At 43.7% G+C, this 22383-nt stretch carries 9 protein-coding genes; 5 read left to right on the forward strand and 4 right to left on the reverse strand.

The window, feature by feature from the left end; all coding sequences use genetic code 11:
* Positions 1-2: 2 nt before the first annotated feature.
* From R8P61_16315 to R8P61_16325, 3 genes are all read right to left on the reverse strand, one after another.
* Complete coding sequence (locus tag R8P61_16315) at positions 3-1823, reverse strand: carbamoyltransferase (protein ID MDW3648633.1); 1821 nt, start codon at positions 1821-1823, stop codon at positions 3-5.
* A 125-nt stretch (positions 1824-1948) separates the two neighbouring features.
* Entirely contained in the window at positions 1949-3064 is a 1116-nt protein-coding gene (locus tag R8P61_16320) for a T9SS type A sorting domain-containing protein (GenBank protein ID MDW3648634.1), read from the reverse strand.
* A 10-nt stretch (positions 3065-3074) separates the two neighbouring features.
* Positions 3075-9971: an HYR domain-containing protein gene (locus R8P61_16325; GenBank protein ID MDW3648635.1), complete on the reverse strand. Its 6897-nt coding sequence runs from the start codon at positions 9969-9971 to the stop codon at positions 3075-3077.
* Positions 9972-10637: 666 nt separating this feature from the next.
* Between R8P61_16325 and R8P61_16330 the strand changes: the two genes are divergently transcribed.
* Genes R8P61_16330 through R8P61_16340 form a run of 3 tightly spaced genes read left to right on the forward strand, consistent with a single transcriptional unit; the run spans position 10638 to position 15445 of the window.
* Positions 10638-12608: a DUF1592 domain-containing protein gene (locus R8P61_16330; protein MDW3648636.1), complete on the forward strand. Its 1971-nt coding sequence runs from the start codon at positions 10638-10640 to the stop codon at positions 12606-12608.
* Complete coding sequence (locus R8P61_16335) at positions 12605-13981, forward strand: DUF1552 domain-containing protein (GenBank protein MDW3648637.1); 1377 nt, start codon at positions 12605-12607, stop codon at positions 13979-13981. Before R8P61_16330 ends, R8P61_16335 begins: the two co-directional genes overlap by 4 nt.
* A gap of 3 nt (positions 13982-13984) precedes the next feature.
* Positions 13985-15445 (forward strand): c-type cytochrome domain-containing protein, encoded by a 1461-nt coding sequence (locus tag R8P61_16340; GenBank protein ID MDW3648638.1) that lies wholly within the window; start codon positions 13985-13987, stop codon positions 15443-15445.
* A 51-nt stretch (positions 15446-15496) separates the two neighbouring features.
* Here the strand turns inward: R8P61_16340 and R8P61_16345 are convergent, their stop codons facing one another.
* On the reverse strand, positions 15497-17902 hold the full coding sequence (locus tag R8P61_16345) for a TonB-dependent receptor (GenBank protein MDW3648639.1): 2406 nt from the start codon (positions 17900-17902) through the stop codon (positions 15497-15499).
* A gap of 367 nt (positions 17903-18269) precedes the next feature.
* On the opposite strand from R8P61_16345, the gene R8P61_16350 reads away from it, so the two are divergent.
* The gene (locus R8P61_16350) at positions 18270-19943 is read left to right on the forward strand and encodes a T9SS type A sorting domain-containing protein (GenBank protein MDW3648640.1); all 1674 of its coding nucleotides are present in this window, start codon (positions 18270-18272) and stop codon (positions 19941-19943) included.
* A gap of 117 nt (positions 19944-20060) precedes the next feature.
* A complete protein-coding gene (locus R8P61_16355; GenBank protein ID MDW3648641.1) occupies positions 20061-22319 on the forward strand; it encodes a TonB-dependent receptor in 2259 nt (752 codons plus the stop codon).
* Positions 22320-22383 lie beyond the last annotated feature (64 nt).

The raw sequence follows: 22383 nt of genomic DNA on the forward strand, positions 1-22383 counted from the left end.
AATTACATTTTCTGCGAATCTTTTTCAATGATAAAATTCTCCAGAACCAATACATCCATCTCGGTTTGCAGGAAACAATGAATAGCTTCTTGCGGATTACATACAATCGGTTCTCCTCGGACATTAAAACTGGTATTTAGTAAAATGCCGTATCCACGTTCTTCCTTAAACGCCTGCAATAGGGCATAAAAGCGCGGATTATCTGATTTTTTTAAGCTTTGAATACGTGCACTTCCATCCACATGTGTAATCGCAGGAAGGGCAGACCTTTTAAAAGTCAGCTTTTCCTCCAACGGTAATTCATGGTAATTCTCAGGAAGCTGACGGAGTTGATCAGTCTTTAGCTTCCGAACAAAACTCATATAGGGAGAGGATTGCTTTAGGTCAAAATACGCTTCCAACTCCTCTTCCAATACAACCGGCGCAAAAGGACGAAAGCTTTCCCGATTTTTGATCTTAAGATTGACAATACGCTGCATATTTGCCTGTCCGGGATCTCCCAGGATGCTCCGATTTCCAAGGGCCCGGGGACCAAACTCCATGTTTCCCTGAAACCAGCCGACTACTTTTGCAGATGCTAATTGATTAGCTATATAGGGAAAAAGGAGCTCATCTGCTTGTTCGGTAAACTTCAGATTTGCTTCCTCCAGGGCAGCCCTGATTTCCTCAGAAGTATATGCAGGTCCGAGATAGGTTCCTTTCTTTACATCTTGGGCAGGCTGCCTCCTTTCTTTTTCAAAATGGATGTAATAAGCAGCCAAAGCAGCCCCTAAAGAGCCTCCGGCATCTCCTGCAGCCGCTTGTACATATATTTCTTTAAAATCATTTTCCTCCAAAAGCCTCCCATTCGCTACGCAATTCAAGGCCACGCCTCCTGCCAAACAGAGGTAGTTTGAACCGGTCAGACGTTTCGCTTCTTTCGCCAGCAAAAGTATAATCTCTTCCGTTACTTCCTGAATTGCCCGGGCCAGATCACAATGTTCCTGCAAAATTGGGGTTTCAGCTTCCCGTTTGGGTATGCCAAACAAATTCGCCCATTGCTTATCCTGAATCATGCGCAGATCATAAGGATAGCTGAAATAGGAAATATTTAGTCGAAAGGATCCATCAGGAAACAGATCGATCAAGTGATCCTTTATGCTTTGTTTAAATTTCTGGGTTTGAGTTGAATGAGGATTGCCATAGGGAGCGAGCCCCATAAGTTTGTATTCCCCCGAATTCACCTTAAAGCCTAAAAAATACGTAAAGGAGGAATACAGCAAACCCAGAGAATGTGGAAAAGAAATCTGTTTTTTTACCTCAATCGCTTTTCCTTTCCCATGCATAATACTCGTTGTCGCCCATTCCCCTACTCCATCCACACATAAAATAGCTGCGTCCTCAAAAGGGGAAGGATAATAGGCACTGGCAGCATGAGACAAATGATGTTCAGGAAAGAGCAGAGGTACGGATTTGGGATCATATTCCCCGATTGCACCTAATTCCTTCCTCAGGCTCGATTTGAGGAAGAGTTTTTCTTTCACCCAAATCGGCATAGACTTTACAAATTGCCGAAATCCTTTGGGCGCATAGGCATAATAGGTTTCTAGCAAACGCTCAAATTTCAGCAGCGGTTTATCATAAAATACGAGGGCATCCACCTCCTTGAGCTTTATTCCTGCTTCTTTCAGGCAATAGGAAAGCGCTTGAGCAGGAAATTGAGGATCATGCTTAATCCTACTAAAGCGTTCTTCCTGGGCTGCCGCCAGTATTTCGCCATCCTTCAGTAAGGCAGCGGCAGCATCGTGATAGTACGCAGATATTCCCAGGATATACATGGACATCGAAAAAATTGAAGCGAGAATATCTTCTTTTTTAGCTAAAAAAGCGAACACTTTTACCTGCGAAACCAGACAAAAAAAAGGCGGACCCGAAAGTCCGCCCTCGTGAGGAAATAGCGTAGCTAAGTCTACTGCTTAAGAAATTTTCCGATTGAATGTTGATTTCCATCTTTTCCGATGAGGCTCGCATAGTACATGCCCTCACTTAGATTACCTACCTGCATTTGATATACCCCTTTTTCCAGGTCAAAGCTTTCTCTTAGAATTTGCTTCCCAAATGCATCCACTACCAGCACTTCATAGGCTCCTTTTGCTTGATCCTGCAATTTGAAGTTCACAAAGTCGACAGCAGGATTAGGCGAAATTTCAAAGCGGAGGTTTGAGAGAAAAGAATTCTCCAATTTGACTTCCTCTACTTTCGAATATTCAAACAAACCATTTTTATCTACCTGCTTGAGTCGGTAAAAGACTCTTTCGGCGACATAGGCCTTATCCACGTAGAAATATTCCTGTTTCTCAGTCGTATTCCCAGCCCCTTCAATTTGGGCAATCTTTTCAAAAGCCTGCCCATCTACACTTTTTTCAATTTGGAAGTAATCATTGTTGATTTCGATAGAAGTTCCCCAATTGAGTTCTACTTCTCTTCCATTGATGCCTCTGGCCGCAAAATGTGTCCATTCTACCGGAAAGGCTCCATTTGGGATAAAGCTGTCAAAAACATTTTGCCCTCCCATAAAAAGTGCAGGATCGGTATTGCCGAAAATGGTTCCAGCTCCTGTTGGCACAAATTCAAAAGCGGGGGTTGAGCTTGCGGTAAAATCCACATTAAATAGCTCCTGGTTCCCGGCGGCACTCAAGGCCTGGAGTCCAGACCCTGAGTTTGTGAATTGAACATAATAATATCCATCTCCTCCATCGGACCCAATTGCTCCCCCTGGCCCGAGGCCGGTGTTCTGGGCAAAGCCCATGGCTGTTCCATTAAAAGTGATGGATGACACCGGATTGGCACCTAATACCGCCGGCCAACGCATGGTGATCTGGCTACCCAAAGACCAGATATTGCATGGTGCTGCAGTTACATCCAGATTGGGTTTTATGAATACAGAAAGTGTATTTCCGGTTACGCTCTGGCCGATCTGCACTTGCAGCCAGTTGCAAAATTGTGCTTGTGCAGGGATAGGTAACAGTATCCCAAACCAAAACAAGCAAAGAACAAGTATATAAGGTTTTACTAATCGATTCATGATTATTGGATTAAGGAATTTGTTCACTGAAACTATGGCTATCACTAAAGGTGGTATTCAGTGGATGAAGAAGAATATTGAGGAACAATACATTCACCTCTGTCAAGGGACCCGTATAGATCACTGAGCCGTCCATACTCAAATCTTCTATGGCATATTCCGTAACTATATGAGATACCGAGAAGAAGGTATTGTCAGGCGCAAAGAGGATTTTACTGAATATGGGATTCGCATCTGAAAGAGGTCCTGTATAGAACACAGACTTATCTCCATTTGCGTCACCTCCCCAGAGCATTTTCACCCCGGCTGCTATCCTTTGCGCATGATTGCCATGAGTCGCAGTAGACAGATTGGTAAAATCTACAGAAGTAGCCGAGCCAGTCGTAACTGTAGCAGTTCCAACTGTCATGGTACCCAGGTGATTTCTATGTCGAACTGCGATGTAGTAATCATCCGTCGGCAGATCAAAGCCGATAGGGGAAACACCATCTCCTGCATCGACTACAGATCCATTTCTCAACACCAGGCCTGCCTGACGTCCCAGGATATTCGCAGGATTGATCTTATCTCTCAACTCAACAAATACCCAATCAACCGGAGCAGTAGTTCCACTCGTATTTAGCACAGGTCCAGAAGCTGAATTGCTGCCTAAACCTGCTATAGGAGCATAGCCCATGGCGGTATAGGGTTCGGTCAGCATATCTACCGGATGTTTTACCCTCAGTGAATCGTGCATTAGGCCTGCCGCAGAAACATAGGCTCCCTGCAAGAAGACTTTTACATCTACCAGGATAGGATTTACGGGAGGCTGGTCGAGGAAATAAGAAATGGAATCAGAGGTACATCCTTTATCATCCGTGATCACTACTTTATAGGTATCACTTGCCAATCCTACAGCCAATTGAGTGGTCTGGGTTAATGGATCATCCCATTGGTAGCCAACATAAGGAGGAGTTCCGCCTTGAGGTACAGCCAGGAGTTCTCCATTTGAAGCACCATTGGCACTAATAGGAGAAGTTTCCAGAATAAAGCCCGTAGGCAATGCATTCACCTGCACATAAACCGTATCACTGCTGGAGAAACAATTATTGCTAATGGTCCAGATCAGTGGGAATGGATTCAAGCCACTTACAGTAGGTGTAAGTAGGTTGGTCAGGTCTGCGGTTGGATCCGTATTGCCTGGAACAAAGATGGCATTAGGATCTCCGAAAGACCATGCGCCTGTTTCTCCTACTCCTGGGCTATTTGCACTCAATGTCAGAAGTTCTTCTGCACAAACCTCCACAAGATTCGGCATATTGATTACTGCCGTAGTAGGAGCGACTGCAGGAAGTACCGTTACATTGAAACTACAGGTATCTATATTTCCAACAAGATCCACTGCCTGATAGGATACGACTGTATTACCTACCGGAAAGGTCGAACCACTGGAGAAGCCTGCAATCAGAGAAATTGAGATCGTTCCCGGACAATTATCAGAAGCTGTAACCCCTGTATAGGTAACTACGGCATCACAGGTCGTAGGACTCCCCGTTACAACAATATCCGGAGGACAAAGTATTTGTGGAGCTTCTGTATCTGTAACCGTAACATTGAAACTACAGCTAACTGTATTGCCTCCCAGGTCCGTATAGGAATAGCTAACAGAAGTTACTCCCAGAGGGAATTGATCTCCGCTCGCAAAACCTGTCTGCAATGTAGGAGGTCCGGTAAGCGGGCAATTGTCCGTTACAGCCGGCAGGGCATAATTTACCACTGCTCCACATTGACCCGGATCATTGGATACAGAAATATCCAGTGGACAAGTCATCACAGGTGCGATATTATCATTGATGGTTACGGTGAACGAACAGGTATCTGTATTTCCAGAAGAATCCGTAGCTATATAGGTTTCGGTTGTAGTACCGACCGGGAAGAAATTCCCATTTCCTATCCCAGAAATCAGGGTAACCTGAACGGGAGAACAGTTATCAGAAACTCCTACTCCGGGATAAAAGACTACTGCACCACACTGACCTGGATCTACATTCTGCACGACATTAGCCGGACAAGTGATCACAGGATCTTCATTATCAATAACCGTAATCGTGAACGTACAGGTATCAGAATTACCAGACTCATCAAATACTATATGCGTAATGGTATCTGTACCTATAGGATAAAAGGCTGTGATACTTGGATTTATCCTTCCATTTCCATTAATCCCACAATTATCTGTCGCTGTAGGTGTATTATAGCTTACTGTTGCGCCACATTGACCGGGATCATTGAATACCACGATATCTGCAGGACAGTCTATGACAGGAGGAATGGTATCCAGAACGGTAACATTGGCTGAACAGCTACTGGTATTTCCATTTACATCTGTAACGGTAAGCACCACGGCATTCAATCCTGTATCCACACAAGCAAAGCTTGTTGTACTTAAACTCAAGGATGCGATCCCACAGTTATCCGAACTTCCATTGTCAATCTGCCCGGGAGTTATTATTGCTATGCCTCCTGTATCAAGGTAGACCGTAAGGTCCTGACAAATAGCGATCGGAGGCAAAATGTCTTCAACCGTTACCGTCGCTGTCGCAGTTGAGCTATTGCTATTATTATCGATAGCGGTCAGGCTAACAGTGTTGGCTCCGACATCCGCGCAATCAAAATCATAGTCTGAAAGCAATAAGGTATCTATCCCACAAGCATCCGAGCTTCCATTATCGATATCATTTGCTGTGATACTGGCTTGCCCATTTGCATCTAATTGAATGGTGATGTTCTGCGTTTGGGCAATGGGTGAGACGGTATCCTCCACCGTAACTGTGGCTGTACAAATTGCACTATTGTTGTAATTATCGACAACAGTCAGGGTAACAGTATTTGTCCCTACATCCGCACAAGTGAAATCATAGATATCCAAAAACATGGTATCGATTCCACAGGCATCATAACTATTGTTGTCAATATCAGCAGCGACGATACTGGCATTTCCACTGGCATCCAATTGTACAGTGATATCCTGACAGCTAGCAAAAGGAGCTATTGAATCGACGACCGTTACTATAGCAGTACAAGTTGAGATATTTGAATTATTGTCGGTTACGGTTAGGGTAACAGTATTGGTTCCAATATCCGCGCAAGTGAAGGTGCTCTTATCCAGACTCATGCTGGCGATTCCACATGCATCTGAACTACCATTGTCAATATCATTAGGGCTAATGCCAACAAAACCAAAGAAGCCTCCGAGATATACCGTGATATCCTGACACACCACAGCTGGAGCTACATTGTCTTCAACCGTAACATTCGCCGTACAGGTCCCAATATTTCCACTACTATCTCTGACAGAAAGGATAACACTATTTACGCCAACATCAGAACAGGAAAAGCTAGTTTGACTCAGATATATGCTATCAATTCCACATATATCAAAACTTCCATTATCTATCTGAGAAGGAAGAATCGTAGCTAATCCATTCACGTCTAATTGAACAGTCAAATCCTGGCAAATTGCGGTAGGAGGCAGATTGTCTGCTATTACGATCGTAGCTGCACAGGTATTGCTATTTCCCGCAGTATCGATAACCTCCACAATGATATTGTGAGTTCCGATATCACTACAGTCATACAGCGTCTTCAAATTTCCATTCAAATAGAAATTAGTCTGCGCAATCCCACAATTGTCGAAGCTGTTTGCCCAGGCTGGACTCAAGCTTATATCTGTAATCCCGGTAGCTGGTAAGGCAAAGGTAATCGGGAAAACCGGACATACAGCTGTTGGGTTTTCTGCATCATTTACAGTTACGGAAACGGAACAGCTGCTTGTATTTCCAGAAGGATCTGTAGCTGTAAAAGTAACCACTGTTGTTCCCACCGGATAAAAATCACTGGCAACCTCATCTCCATTATTGTAATCATTCACGACCGTTACTGCACAATTATCAGATGCACTTGCAATAAGTGTCACTTGTGCACCACAAGAAAAGGGATCATTGTTTACCACAATATTTGCGGGACAAATGATCACGGGAGCTATAGTATCCAATACTGTAACTACTGATGAACAGCTTGCCGTATTTCCATTATTGTCTATGACTGTCAGGTTTAATGCATTTGCTCCGGTATCGGTACAACTAAAATTGTAAAGATCAAGGAACATAGTATCAATCCCACAGATATCAGAACTTCCATTATCGATATCCAGGGTTTGAACAGAGGCCTGTCCGCCCGCATCCAGATAAATGGTAACATCCTGGCAAATCGCCTGAGGAGGAATCGTATCTAGAACTGTAACATTGGCCGTACAGGAAGCACTATTACCATTGACATCATCTACGGTTAGGGTAATAATATTTACGCCCGTATCCGCACAGCCAAAGCTGCTCTGGCTCAAATTTCTTGAACTTATGGCACAATTATCACTCGAACCATTATCAATATCTCCAAGTCCAATAGTAGCTAATCCAGAGCCATCCAGGTAGATGGTAACATCCTGGCAAATGACTACCGGAGAAATTGTATCGAGTACTGTGATGCCTGCATTACAAGTAGAAAGGTTTCCACTGGAATCAATAACTGTCAAAGACACCAAACTCGCTCCGACATCAGCACAGTCATAATCGTACTTACTTAGGAACATGGTGTCGATTCCACAAGCATCAGCACTTCCATTATCAACATCAGCAGGCGTAATAGAAGCCAGTCCATTATTGTCCAGGTATACATTTATGTTTTGACAAACGACAGTTGGAGAAACCGTATCCACAACTGTTACGATTGCTGTACAGGTACTGATATTATTGTTTACATCTTCTACCGTGAGGGTAACCGTATTGCTACCGATATCCGCACAGCCAAAATTGTAAAGATCCAAATAGACAGTATCTATTCCACAGGCATCATTACTTCCATTATTTATCTGTGTAGCAGTTATACTTCCAGTTCCTGCAGCATCCAAATGGACAGTGATATCCTGACAGACTGCCGTTGGAGGAGTATTGTCTATCCCTGCAGCGACCGTAACGGTTTTGCTGGATTCACATCCATTGGCATCTACCGCCTTGATAACATAGGAGCCAGGAGTCAATCCTGTAGAACTTACAGTGGTTCCCCCTGTTACTCCTGTCCCAAGAACTGTAAAGGTTACTCCCCCATTATTTGAGATGGAAAGGGTATATGGTCCATTGGCGGCGGTAGCATCAAAGGTAATAGAGCCATCGTCCGTTCCAGGGCAACTTTCATCTACTATTGTTTCCGTAATGGTAGGAGCAGGAATTACATCCAGCGTACTCGTAGCTGTATTCGTACAGTTATTTCCATCTGTAAAGGAATAAGTTATGACAGCAGAAGCCAGTCCTACCGCATTCGGATCAAAAGTGAAGGTATTACCATTCCCATCATCAGTAACTCCGGTTCCGGAATAGGTACCTCCTGCAGGAAGTCCACCTCCCAGTCCAGCTTGTATGCCCGCACTAATACAAACATCTGCCAAAGCAGCAAAACTCACAGTAGGTAAGGCATATATTTCCAGGATGGTATTGGCCGTTTTGCTACAGTTATTGCCATCTGTATAGGTATAGGAAAGGATATGCACACCTGCTCCTGCTGTAGTGGGATTCAGGCTAAAAGTATTTCCATTTCCATCATCGGTAACACCCGGGCCGGAATAGGTCCCCCCGGCAGGAGACCCTCCGCCCAGGCCGGTTTGAACAGCTGCATCAACACAATATCCTGATACAGGTGAAAAGCTAACTGTGGGTAACGCGAATATCTCAACGTCATCATCTGCAGTCGTGCTACAGCCATTCGCATCCGCATAGGTATAGGTAATCGTATGAATTCCGACACCGGCTGTAATAGGATCAAAGGTATAGGTCAATCCATTGGCATCATCAATCACGCCTGGACCTGAATACGTACCTCCTGTTGGAGTTCCTCCCCCCAATCCAAATTGAAAAGGAGCTTGTTCACATAGGTCTGCCGGGGCAGTGAAGCTGACTAGCGGTATATCGAAAACTTCTATATCATCATTAGCTGCACTTGTACAGCCATTTCCATCCGTATATGTATAGGTCAGGGTATGAGTGCCCAGACCTGCAATCCCCGGATCGAAGGTATAGGTCAATCCATTGGCATCGTCCGTTACTCCTGTTCCAGAGTAGATACCCCCTGTTGGACTTCCCCCTCCTTGCCCTGTCAGGATTCCGTCATTTATACATACATCCGGGCCGGCCGAATACGTAACTGTGGGTTCCGCATAGACGACCACATCATCTGTGATGCTATTGGTACATCCATTTATATCCGTATAGGTGTATGTTAAGGTCTTGGTTCCGACCCCTGCGATGGCTGGATCAAAGGTATACGTTAAACCATTCGCATCATCTGTTACGCCAGGTCCGGAATAGATGCCGCCAGTGGGTGTGGCTCCTCCAACTCCTGTGAGTACAGGGTCATTGATACAAAGGTCCGCTGGAGCTGTGAAGCTAAGAATAGGATTGTTGACATTTGTTGTGGCAGCAGCTCCCAAGGTACAAGTATTGGGCGTTGCATCCGTAGCAGTTGTTAATTGGATGCTTAGTGCTCCTGCCGTAGTAGGTGTAAAATTGACAGTAGCCGTCGGATTATTCATACTCAATTGCGGCTGCGCAACTCCTCCGACCGTGTAATCCACCAAAATGGGATAGATAGGGCTGCTAGAGGCACTTGCATCAAAGCTGATGCTAAAAACTTGTCCCAGACATACGTTTACCGGGACACTTACTGTCACATCGCATTGAGCATAGCTTGTAAAAGAGTAAAAAATGAAGAGGCAACTTAGGAGAGTTGCTCGCCAAAGTCGGGTAAAGAGAGCAAGTCGGTGGCTGTTTGCTGGTCCTTTATTTGGCCAGACTGAATTGCCAGGGTAATTGTTAACCATAGAGAATTCTAAATAAGTGTGTGTTGTACTTGAGATAATTCTTTCCCAGCACGAAAATTGATTTTCGCGAGATCATTAAATGAGGTACCCCAAAGCTTCACTATGGCCGCTGTTCAAACCAGAACCTATAGGAGGCTTTCCCACAGGCTTTAGGAAATGCGCCAAAGCGGGATCAATAGGAATTCAGGGCGATCCTGAAACATATAAATGTTGAGGTCCTGAGATGCGGCTAGCCAGGGAGGGGGCATAGCGATTGAAATCCAGTATTCAGGACATTGTAAGAGGCAGGTTTTCTTCAGCTTTTAAAGCAAGGTACTTTATCAGCATAGGCGATTGTTATAAACCCAAATAAAAGACACCTGTTTACTCCGCGCGACCAGGGAGTCAATGTCAACAGGTGCTATAAAAGAATGAAGAAATGAAATGTATTTCTGGCCCAAACAAAAATTAATTCAGGCCTGTTTCTTCAGACCTTTAACCAAATGTAAATACTTCCGTTAATCCAAATCCACGTTTTTTATCGATGTCTGAAAAGAATTGATAAGTGTAGAAAAATTCTTGATTACTGTAAGGAGGCTTTCTTCTGGGAATTTTACTTATGGTAAGTTGTACCAAATCTGCATTATTCGCAGAAAATCAATATATTAGGTTATAAATACTGCTACAATGAAATTCAGGGCCATTCCCATATTATTATTGGTCCTCTCATTCGCCATTATACCTGAGAGTAAAGCCGAAGACCGTCCGAGAGAAAAACATTATCAACGGACGGTCAGGCCTATTATGCGCAAACATTGCAATTCCTGCCACAATCAGGAAGACAAAAAAGGCGGATTGAATCTTGAAAAATATGATTTCACTTTTGGCATTGTTCGAGATGGGGAGCTATTCACCCGGGTAGTAGAAATGGTAAAGGAAGAAAGTATGCCTCCGGACTTTCGCCCTCGAATGAAACAGAAGGAAATCGATACCCTCACTTTTTATCTGAATAAATATATTGAAGATGCCCTGGCTGAAAAAGATCCGGGCCTCATTCCTCCCCGAAAACTCAACAATCGGGAATACAGATATTGTGTAGAAGATCTCTTTGGTATAAAAATCAATACCGATTCTCTTTTTCCTTCTGAAGCTTCAGGAGGTTCGGGTTTTGATAACCAGGCTCGGGTTCTTTATCTCACTCCTTTACAAATGGAACGCTATTATGAAGCAGCGGAGATCATTTTGGAGGAATTATACACAGATAGTGCAAAATGGGAACATTTTGTTCCTAACTATCAAGTTCCCTTTCGCGAGTCAATACGGGTTTGGTGGAATAAATGGTGGAAGGAAGAAGATATATCTTTAGCACACCCTATGAAAACGGCGAGAGAAATCCTCCTGCCTGTCGCAACAAAAGCCTACCGAAAATTTCTCAATGCGAAAGAACAACAACAATTGCTGAATTTTTTCAAAGAGGTCTATCTCGCTTCTCGAGGCGAGGAAAAAGCTTTTGATCTGGCGATGAAAGAGACCTTCAAGGTCATCCTTTTATCTCAAAATTTCCTGTACCGACAGGAAAATGATCCGGATATCTCAGGTGCTTACCCGATTAGCTCCTTCGAAATGGCTTCTCGTCTTTCCTTTTTCCTTTGGTCCAGTTTTCCAGATCAGGAATTACTCGAATTGGCCTATAGAGGAGATCTGCAATTACCAGAAGTACTGGATCAGCAAGTCAAGCGAATGCTTTTTGATCCCAAAGCTCAAAGAATGGGTGAGAGTTTTGCCTTAAACTGGTTTGAACTCAATAAAATGAAAGCGCCGGATTTCCAGGTCGATCCAAAGACATATCCCGAATTTACCCCCCTCCTGAGAGATTTGATGTTAAAAGAAGTCGAACTTTTTTTCAATCATGTCCTGACGGAAAGTCAAAATTTCACAGACCTTATAAACAGTGATTACACCTACCTGAATAAAGAGCTGGCAGCCCATTATGGCATCGAAGGAGTGGAAGAAGAAGGATTTGAGATGAATTGTCTGGAAGATAATGCTAGAGGAGGCGTATTGGGTATGGCTGGTATTCTGACCTCTACTTCTCTCCCAGTGCGCACCAGTCCTGTCCTCAGAGGAAAATGGGTATTGGAACAATTGCTGGGGACTCCGGCTCCACCTCCCCCACCCAATATTCCTGATCTCGAGGAAAGCCAACATGAAGGTGCAGATGAATTGAGTCTTAGAGAATTGCTCTTAAAACATCGCGATGATCCGGCTTGTAAATCCTGTCATTTACAAATGGATCCTTTGGGCTTAGGACTTGAAAATTTCGACGCAATTGGGAGATGGAGGAAAACCTATGATAAACATCCCATAGATGCTTCTGGAGAACTCGCTAGTGGAGAAGCATTTGAGGGACCAGCGGAATTGAAACAAATACTTCTGAATAAAAGAGAGCTATTTGCCAAAAACCTGAGTAAAAAGATGCTCTCCTTCGCTCTCGGCAGGTCCTTACAGTTTAAGGACACGCCTTCCATTCGCCACCTCAGCAAACATCTGTTGGAAAATGATTTCCATACGATCAGCTTTGTTCAAGAGGTAGTGAAATGTTATCCCTTTACTCATAAAAAAAGTGATCGACCTGTAGAAGAAATTTATTCCTCATGAAATCTAGCTGGAATCTATCGCGAAGACATATGCTAAAAGGTATGGGGGCTAGTATTGCCCTTCCCTTCCTTGAAGCAATGATTCCTCAGAGATTATTCTCTCTTTCAAAATCCCCAAAAAGGCTAGCCGTACTCTTTGCCCCAAATGGAGTATGTCCCGGGAAATGGGCGCCTGAGAAAGAGGGAAAGGACTTTGAACTATCTCCTATCCTTCAACCGCTTAAAGGCTTTGAGGATAATCTGCTTGTTCTTCAGCAATTGATGAACATGAAATCCGTCAATAGCTATGACGGACATTATACCAAGACCGCCAATTTCCTTACCTCTGAGGAAATAAGTAAAACCATAGGAACCAATGTACATTCTGGTGGAGTTTCTATGGATCAATTGATCGCCCAAAAAGTGGGAGGAGAAACCCTCTTTCCATCCCTGGCTTATGGCATTGACAGAATCTCCAGTGGAGTGGATGTAAATGTAGGACTCACCCGGCTTTATGGTTCTTCTATTTCCTGGAAAGCTCCGACTCAACCCTGCGCAAAAGAGATTGATCCTCGCTTTGCCTTTGATCGCTTGTTTGGAAGAGTAGTTCCCGGCAAGGTAGTTAAGGAAGAAAATCCCTGGAAAAAAAGTATCCTGGATGTGGTTCAGGAAGATGCAAAATCCCTACAAAAGAAATTGGGGATTGCTGATCAAAATAAACTGGAAGAATATCTGGAGTCCATTAGATCTATTGAGATGAGACTGGGCAATATTGAGAAATTGGAAGAATTTGAGAAAAGCCTTTCTCCGGATATTAAGCAGGAACTCAAACAGATGGATATCCGCATAGATGAGTATGTCGATATCACTGCAGGAATTGATATTACAGAAAAAGTCCGCCTGATGCTGGACATCATAGCCCTCGCATTCTGGAGCGATGCCAGTCGCATAGCTACCTTTATGTTTGGCAATTCGGTTAGTGGCCGGAACTTCTCCTTTCTGGAAGGCGTCCATGCAAATTTCCATTCCCTTTCCCATCATTCCAATGATCCCAGGCGCATGAAACAGTATGAGCTGATCAATACCTGGCATATGGAGCAGTTGGCATACTTCCTCAACAAATTGAGGTCTATGCAGGAAGGTGATGGCAATCTCCTGGAAAACTCTATGGTCCTCTTTGGTTCAGGTTTAAGAGATGGCAATCGACATTCTCCCTACAATCTTCCTATCCTTCTGGCGGGTAAAGGAGGAGGTAGCCTAAAAAGTGGCCAACACCTCATTTTTGAAAAAAATACTCCTTTCGCCAACCTTCACCTGAGTTTGATGAATGTAATGGGATGTCAGATGGATTCCTTTGCAGACAGTACAGCTGAACTTTGCGAAATCCTTGTCTAAACTATGGCAGCTGTTCGGAGCAAGAAATTACTACTAAGTATCCTGCTGGGAATAAGCAGCCTGATCCTCCTATATCTTGGATTGAACTCAAACATGGATGCTGATGGAGGCTTTATTGGCTATCTCGGCCGTTTTCACCCCCTCATTGTTCACTTCCCCATAGTTCTGGTAGTCTTAAGTCTGATTATAGAACTTGTGGAAGTTTGGAGAAAAGACCTCATCCACAAACAGTTAAAAACTGCGCTGCTTTTTACAGCCATTGCCAGTAGTCTCCTTTCTGCATATCTGGGCTATTTCCTCTATCAATCTGGCGAATACGAAGGTCAACTCATTAACGATCATATGTGGGGAGCTATTTACCTGAGTCTGATTTTATCTTTGGCAGGAATAGCTGCTCTATATGAAAAGAAAAGCTTCAGAATAGCAGGGATAATTCTGGCAAATTTGCTACTCATCTATACCGGACATCTGGGGGGGAGTCTGACGCATGGGGAAAATTACCTCTCCGAATTCTTCACAAATATCGAAGCTGAAGATACCCCCATCCTGCAAAAATCCAGAGACGATATTCTGGTCTTTGAGGATTTGGTTCTGTCTGTTTTTCGGGCGAAATGCCTGGCTTGCCACAATGAAAACAAGGCCAAGGGAGGATTGGTGATGGATTCTTACAAAAGCCTGCTTGCAGGAGGTAAAAGTGGAAAATCTATGCTTGACAGCCTTCAGGCAGAAGAGGGAGAACTCTTTAAACGATTGAAGCTTCCCCTATCCCATGAAGAACATATGCCTCCTTCTGGCAAAGCTCAATTGAAGGAGGAAGAAATTGCGATTCTGGATCTCTGGATAAAAGCAGGTGGAAAGAATGCCCACAAACTAGGGGAATTGAATAGGGATCCTGCCCTTGATAATTTGATTGATGCATACATACCCAAAGTGGCTCAGTTGCAAGTACTGGAAATGAAGGAACAAAGATCTCATAAAGAGATTTCGCAGGAATTGATTCCACTGGCTCAGGATTTAGGATTTGTAGTAGAAAGTGATTCAGGAGAAGATTCCCTGAAATTTATCCTGTCCATGAAACTACCTCCTGAAGCAATTGGAGATGAAGAACTCATTGAATTATTGCCCTATGGCGATTACATTTCCCGTATCTCTCTCATTTCTTCTGCAGTTACGGATGATGGTCTTTATACTCTCGGGCAGTTAGGAGGTCTCAAAAAGATTGTCCTGGCCAAAACCTGTGTCAATGGTTCTGGTCTGATATATCTTGCACATTTGGATGATCTGAAAAGTCTTAATCTTTCTGAAAGTTTTCTGGATGATGTTGGAGCTTTAGAACTCATCCATTTGAAACAATTGGAGGAGGTTTATTTATTGAATGCCGAACTAAGCGAAAAACTTCGAATTGCCCTGGACGAATTTCTCCCAAATACGGATCTTAAACTGGAAGAAGGACCTTTATACTAAAAATAGCGCAAGGCAAAACCTTGCGCTATAAAACAGTTTATAAGGGCGTCATTAGAAATCTATCTGAAAACTGAATACAGGTACCAGACCACTTTGAAATCTGTTTTGCAGGCGATTAAATCCCGGATCATAGATTTGATCTCGTATATTTCTTCGGTTGGTTACATTTTGTACATCCAGTGAGAGGATATAAGCCGTCTTTTTCAAGTTTTTTCTATAGGCAATCCGAAAGTCAATGCGATAATAAGTACCCACACCCAGAGCAAAGGCCTGTCCCGGCTGTTCGACAAACTCTCCCTGCAATTTGGAAGCGGCTTCATCTCCGGGAGTAAATCTCAATCCCCCATTGAGTACAGAGCGGGCACCTAGTTGAAGACTTCCTCCCTTTTTCAAGGGAATTTCTGTTCCCCCCATCAGGCTTTGATTGTAGCGGCTGTTATAGCGAGTATTGTAGGTCTCACCATCCGAAGCAACATAATTACTCTCGTAAACTGATCCGGTAAAGAGGAAGAAGAATCCCTGAGAAAAGTATTTTTCAAAGGTCAAGTCTAATCCAAGATTTGTACCCGTTCCATTACTGACCAGTGCACGATCTCCATATCCATCTCTCAAATTCAGCAACATAAAATCACTAGGCTCTGAATCCGGGCTAATTGGAAGATTAAATAGTCTCTGGTAATAAGTCTCTAGCAGCAAACGTGTCCTGTTTTCGAAGATTTTCTCATAGGCCAAAACCGCATGATGTGCTCTTATCATGTCCAGATCGAGATTGGGCTGAGTAGTTTCTCCATTCCGTTCTACTTCGGTGAAGTAGGAACCTAGTGGTAAAATCTGACTGTGAAGACCATAGGCAAGGCTTATCGATTGCCTGGCCGGCATTTGATACTTGAGAGAAAGTCTCGGATCAATGGCTCCGGAATTATTAAGACTGAGCATACTCGCATGTACTCCTGCATTGAGTGTCAATCGATCTGATGCATGAATCTTGAACTGGCTATAGGCCTGTAATAATTGGGAACTTCCTTCCCCTTCCACCAGGGTTCCAAAGGCATTGGTTTCGGCATTTCTCTCCTCATGATTAAAACCATAATTGATGTGGCTGGCGATGATGCCATTTTTCATGGTGAGGCTGGGAGAAAATTGTCGACTGTAGAAAATATGGGAGGAAATACGTGTATTTCTATAGTCTTCTTTTTCGAAAGGGGTTTCATCCAGGCTAGTCCAGTCAATTTCTTCCTCCAGCATATCTGGGTTAGGACTAGGCACTACAGTTCGGATATCCAGGGTATCATCATTGTCGATCACCTGATTGCCAGAAACTGCTACCACTGCTTTCAAGAAAGATTTATTATCTATCAAACGGGTATAAGTAATTCCTGCAGCTCCAACCCGAGTCAAATAGTCTCTGGTAGTTCTGTAAGGTCGACTCCAGCTCAGGCTATCTTCTACCGGATCCCATAGTTCTTCACTCAGCCCTCCCATTCCGAATATCGTCCAGGTATTTTTCAGGTCTTTGGAGGGAAGGTATATATTAAAGGAAAGGTCCTGAAAATTGTTGTCTATCCTTTCGCCCACCAATCTGAAACCTATATCATTCAGAATTCCCAAAGTAGAGTAACGATAATTGACCAAATAGGAGCTTTGTCCCTTCTTGATGGGGCCCTCTAAAGCCAGGTCGGTTCCGAGTAAGCCGAATTTGAAGCGACGCTCTGACTTTTCTGTATTTCCCCTTCTAAAGCGCATATCAAATACGCCTGAGGTTGCATTTCCGTATTCTGCCGAAAAAGCTCCCGTCGAGAAGTCGGATTTTGCCAATAGCTGAGCAGAAAATACGGTGATCCCTCCTCCGGATGATCCCTTGCGGGCAAAGTGGTTAGGATTGGGAATATCAATCCCTTCCAGTCTCCACAATAATCCGGCAGGAGAATTTCCCCGAATGATGATATCACTATTATTGTCCTGAGAAGCCTGAACTCCTGCAAAACCCATGGCCATACGGCTGGGGTCATTGAAAGAACCGGCATAGCGCTGGGTTTCCTCTACACTGAAACTCCTCATACTTACGGGATTGAAAGAGTTGATGGCCTCATGAGGATTATCATCTCCTCCGACAGTAATATCAACTCCTTCCATTTGGATACCGACTTCTACCAACTGAATATCCAGCACCATTTCTTTCACTGAATTCAGGATGAGGTTGTCGGTAACATAGTCTTCAAAGCCAATGAATGTACATTTCACAATTTGGCGACCTACGGGAACTCCTACAATTTTAAAGCTGCCCGTTTCATCAGAAACGGCCCCTTTCATAGGACTTAAATCTTGAACTACTAGCGTGGCACCAGCTATGGGTTGCTGTGTGTCCTTATTGATAACTCTACCTCTGATGGTTTGTGTTTGAGCGAGCCCGAGGTAGGGAAATAAGCTCGCCAAAAGGATTAGGATGTGATTCTTCATGTTCTTGATAAATTGATGCAATTAGGAACATGAGCAAATTAGCGGGAGGACAAGGGAATTGATAAAGGCATTTTAGGCCTTCTTCTGCTCAATTATGTATAATGAATAAATCAGGACAAGTCTGTTCTCTTCTTTCCGAGGATTTGCAAGAATTCTCAGGGATGAAAGATGATTTTGGGTTTTTCGCAAAAAGTATGGGCAGAATTACGGGAAATACCCAAATGAAGTCTTTTGGGAGAAAAAGGTTCATGTAAGAAATTGACCAAATGATACGGAAAAATGAACGAATGGGGATAGAAAGAGTCTTGAAGGCATTGCTTTTAGCTACCTTTAGTTAGCTGAAGAATCCCTTTAAACCAGAATGTATATGAGGCAGATGCAGAAAATGCTGCTTGCATGCTTACTCCTGATTATCCCTGGCTTCTTCTATCCTCTTTCCGGTCAAACCACCAATGTGAGTGGTGTGATTAACCAGTATTTTTCCGTTACAGCCATAGATGCTTCCAATGAAAGTCTGACCTTATCAACTTCTGCGGCAAGCTTCAATACCAATGATGAAATCCTGATCATTCAGATGCAGGGAGGCACGATGGAAAATGCTGATAATGCCAATTTCGGAAATGTAACGAGCATAGGAGGAACGGGTTTGTATGAACGGGCCACCATTTGTGGCAATACGGGTAATGAGATCAGCCTTCAACACACATTGAGTCAATCTTTTGATGATCCGGCGGCAAGCAATGCCGTAATTCAGGTGATAAAATTCAGCTCTTATGTGGATGTCAATGTGAACGGGAGTCTTTTTGCTCCGGCCTGGAATGGAGCTACTGGAGGAGTACTTGTACTCTCAGCATCCGGAACAATCAGCCTCAATGCAGATATCAACCTAAATGGATTGGGATTTCGAGGAGCCGCAACTGAAACCATGAATTCAGGATGCGCGGGTATGCCTTTTTTCAGCTTTGACCAATACTTTTATGCACAAGCAGATCAGGGGGGAGCGAAAAAGGGAGAAGGAATTATTCCCTATGAAGCCAATAAAGATTACGGCAAAGGAGCTCAGGCAAATGGCGGAGGTGGTGGAAATGAGCATAATGCAGGAGGAGCTGGTGGAGCCAATTATGGGAATGGAGGACAGGGAGGAGAAAAGACAACAGGAGGCTCTTTTACCTGCTATGGAAATCATCCGGGAGTCGGAGGAAAAAACCTTCAGACTTTTATCAATGCGTCAAACATGATGAGTCTTGGTGGCGGCGGCGGTGCAGGAAATGATAATGATGGAGAATCTCAGGATGCTGCACCGGGAGGAGGGATCGCAATCATCCTAGCAGATCAAATAGAAGGGAATGGATTCAGTATATCGGCCAGGGGAGAAAATGCTGCAGCAGCAGCTGGAGATGCTGGTTCCGGAGGAGGAGCTGGGGGAAGTATCCTTTTGAGCACCAATGGCTTTGGTGCTACAAATCTGAACCTTGATGTAAGTGGTGGACAAGGGGGAAATGCCGGCATTGCAGCCAATTGTCTCGGACCGGGCGGTGGCGGAGGTGGTGGTCTGATCCGAACCGCTACAGCGCTGAGTGTAAATGTAATCAGCAATGTCGCTGGAGGAGCTTCCGGTGTAATTAATGCTTCGGTAACGCTTGCCTGTGCGGGTTCTCAAAGCTCTGCAACAGATGGACAAGCAGGGGCTGTAGTCAATGTGGCTCTGCTTCCTCAAAGTAGCACCGCAAGTTCATGTGTACTGGCTGCCAGGCCTCGGATAGAAGAGCTGGAGGAAAGCGAGATACTGGACATTCAAGTATATCCCAATCCTGTAAACCGAGGAAATGAAATAGAGATTCTATTGGAAAGTGAAAAAGATATTTGGGGCTATGTGGATCTTCTTGATCTGAAAGGAAGTAAAATCCTTCAACAGAATTTTGAAAAAAATGTAGGCAAAACCAGGCTCGCATTCCCAACTCATGAGCTTCCAAAAGGAATATATCAGCTGAGAATAATATTGAACGCCCGGCTATATACAAGTCGTTTAATTATCCAATAGTCGAAAGCAAGAAAATCCCATCTTAAGAATAGTTTTCTCTCAGGAAATTCAGGATATTCCTAAAGCAACATCTTCTTCGTCTGTAGCGTTTGAAGTATGTGAATCTAGGCAAAACACATGAGAAGACTATTAGGTAGTTTAGGGGTCCTATTAGGATTATGCGTTCCGTTCTTCCTTCAAGCCCAAAGTCTCGAAGGGAAAATTCAACACAAATTTAGTGGTAAAGCCCTGAAAGGGGTTAAAATTCTTGTTATCAATCAGGAAAGGAGTTTTCAATCCGATAAGGAGGGGAGATTCCGGATCGAAGAATTGGAAGTAGGAACCAATTGGATTGAGATCAGTCATCCCGGATTTAGGACCCAGAAAAAAGAACTCTTCTTTGCCAAGGATTTTCAAGACGAATATTGGACAATAAATCTTTGTCCGGGACCTTCCACTCAATTTGATGAAGAAATCAGTCTCGGAACAAAAACAGAGATACCCGTTCATGAATCTCCCTTTTTTACACAGGAATTTGATCAAGTCGAATTTCGGGAATATGCCTCCCGCAATATGAGCGAAGCCCTCCTAAAGATTCCGGGGATGTGGGTTCGGGAATTTGGGCCTGCCCAAAGCAGTCCTATCATCAGAGGGCTGGGAGGAGACTTCAATAGCTTATTGGTTGATGGAATTCGTACCAATCATTCCCTGATGGGCAAGTTCTCTCCAAGTATCCTTGGCAGTGTTGATCCTTTTCATTTACAATCCGCCGAGATTTTATTTGGTTCTGCTTCTACTCAATATGGCTCAGATGCATTAGGAGGAGTCGTTTCTCTTCAAAGTAAAGATCCTGATTTCTCAGACGATGGAGTCCAATTTCATGGCCATAGTTTGTTTAGGTTTCTGGGACAGGGAAGTGAGCAAAGCGGAGCAGGAGCCCTGGAATTAAATAGTTCCCGATTAGCAGTATTGAGTAGTTATAGCAGGCGAAATTTGGGAGGACTGATCCCAGGGAGTTCAGGAGAGAATTTCCAACAAGAATCAGCCCTTCTTAAAGCCAAACTAAAAATAAGTCCTCGGCATTTATTTAGCATATCCTATCAGAAACATATCCAGCGAAACGCCCATAGCCGTGAATCAGGAAGGCCCGTTGAGCAATTGCAGGACAAACTCAAACCCTTGCAATGGCAAATGGCTCATGCGCGCTTCAGTTCTCAAAGCAAAAATAAATGGTTTAAAGAAATGCGAATCAGCGGGGCCTTTCAGCAATATGATGAGAACCGCGAGCAAGAGCTCCCACAAGAGAATCTGAGTCGAAAAGAAGAAAATCAGAGTAAGATTTGGACTGGCATATTTGAGGTTCACTCCCAACCCAATATTTACTGGGATATCGTTTCTGGTGTTGAAGTCTATCAGGAAGGCATCCAAAGTCAGGCTTTTCAGGGAAGAAGCGGATTGGGAGATTTAAATATTGTAAATCCACGTTACTTAGATCAGGGGCAAAGCGGAAGCATGGACATATACAGCTTGCACACCTTTAAACTGGTAAAATTAAGGCTGAGTCTGGGAGGTCGGGCACATAGGAGTCTCATTAAAGCAGAAGATCCTGAATTTGGAGATCAATCCCTCAATCCAAATGCCTTTAGTGGTAATATCAGTGCCGTATATCCCTTAACCAAACATATATTTTTCTCCTCTTCTTTCAATACCGGCTTTCGCAATCCCAACATATACGACATAAGTAGTTTTGGTACGCAGGAGGATCGTTTCGAACTTCCCACAGACAGTCTGGCTGCAGAAAGATCATTTAGCTCTCAAATAGGTCTGAAGGCAAAAACACAGAGCTTTATTGGTTCTCTCGTTCTCTATCGAACTCGTCTAAATGACCTGATTGACTATTTACCCGGAAACTATTTGGGAAATTCTGTTTATGAAGGCAGACAGGTAGTTCAAAAGGTCAATAGCGGACAGGCTTATATTCAGGGTATTGAGGCCTCTCTTGAAATTCCCCTGAGCAGGAGCATGGCTTTTTACGGGAGCATTATGTACACTTCTGGTGAAAAGATGGAGGATCAGACACCTTTAAGTAGTATTGCTCCTTTGAATGGCAGGCTGGGATTTCGTATGCGAGCAAAATCCGGCGTTTGGACCCGCCTAGAATGGCAGAAAGCTGGGCGACAAGATGAATTGTCCATTTCAGATCGAACCAATCCTTATATAGGCCCTAATGGAACTCCCTCCTGGAATGTATTGAATTTGCATGTTGGCTATGACTTTAACTGGGGCTATATGACCCTTGGCGTTCAAAACTTCTTTGATCAAAACTATCGGGTTCACGGCTCGTATGTAGATGGTATTGATCGGGTGGTTCTTCTCTCAATGCAACTCGGATTTTAAATAAAAATCTGATTTTCCTTTGAATCATCGATTATTTGCATACATTTTGTACGGATAGTTTTAA

The organism is Bacteroidia bacterium, from assembly GCA_033391075.1.
In the GTDB taxonomy this organism is placed as follows: domain Bacteria; phylum Bacteroidota; class Bacteroidia; order J057; family J057; genus JAWPMV01.

What these genes read in the sequence shown, in the direction of transcription:
- R8P61_16355 (MDW3648641.1), top strand. Translation starts at nt 20,061, where the DNA reads ATGAGAAGACTATTAGGTAGTTTAGGGGTCCTATTAGGATTATGCGTT.
- R8P61_16335 (MDW3648637.1), top strand. Translation starts at nt 12,605, where the DNA reads ATGAAATCTAGCTGGAATCTATCGCGAAGACATATGCTAAAAGGTATG.
- R8P61_16345 (MDW3648639.1), bottom strand. Translation starts at nt 17,902, where the DNA reads ATGAAGAATCACATCCTAATCCTTTTGGCGAGCTTATTTCCCTACCTC.
- R8P61_16350 (MDW3648640.1), top strand. Translation starts at nt 18,270, where the DNA reads ATGAGGCAGATGCAGAAAATGCTGCTTGCATGCTTACTCCTGATTATC.
- R8P61_16315 (MDW3648633.1), bottom strand. Translation starts at nt 1,823, where the DNA reads ATGTCCATGTATATCCTGGGAATATCTGCGTACTATCACGATGCTGCC.
- R8P61_16320 (MDW3648634.1), bottom strand. Translation starts at nt 3,064, where the DNA reads ATGAATCGATTAGTAAAACCTTATATACTTGTTCTTTGCTTGTTTTGG.
- R8P61_16340 (MDW3648638.1), top strand. Translation starts at nt 13,985, where the DNA reads ATGGCAGCTGTTCGGAGCAAGAAATTACTACTAAGTATCCTGCTGGGA.
- R8P61_16330 (MDW3648636.1), top strand. Translation starts at nt 10,638, where the DNA reads ATGAAATTCAGGGCCATTCCCATATTATTATTGGTCCTCTCATTCGCC.
- R8P61_16325 (MDW3648635.1), bottom strand. Translation starts at nt 9,971, where the DNA reads ATGGTTAACAATTACCCTGGCAATTCAGTCTGGCCAAATAAAGGACCA.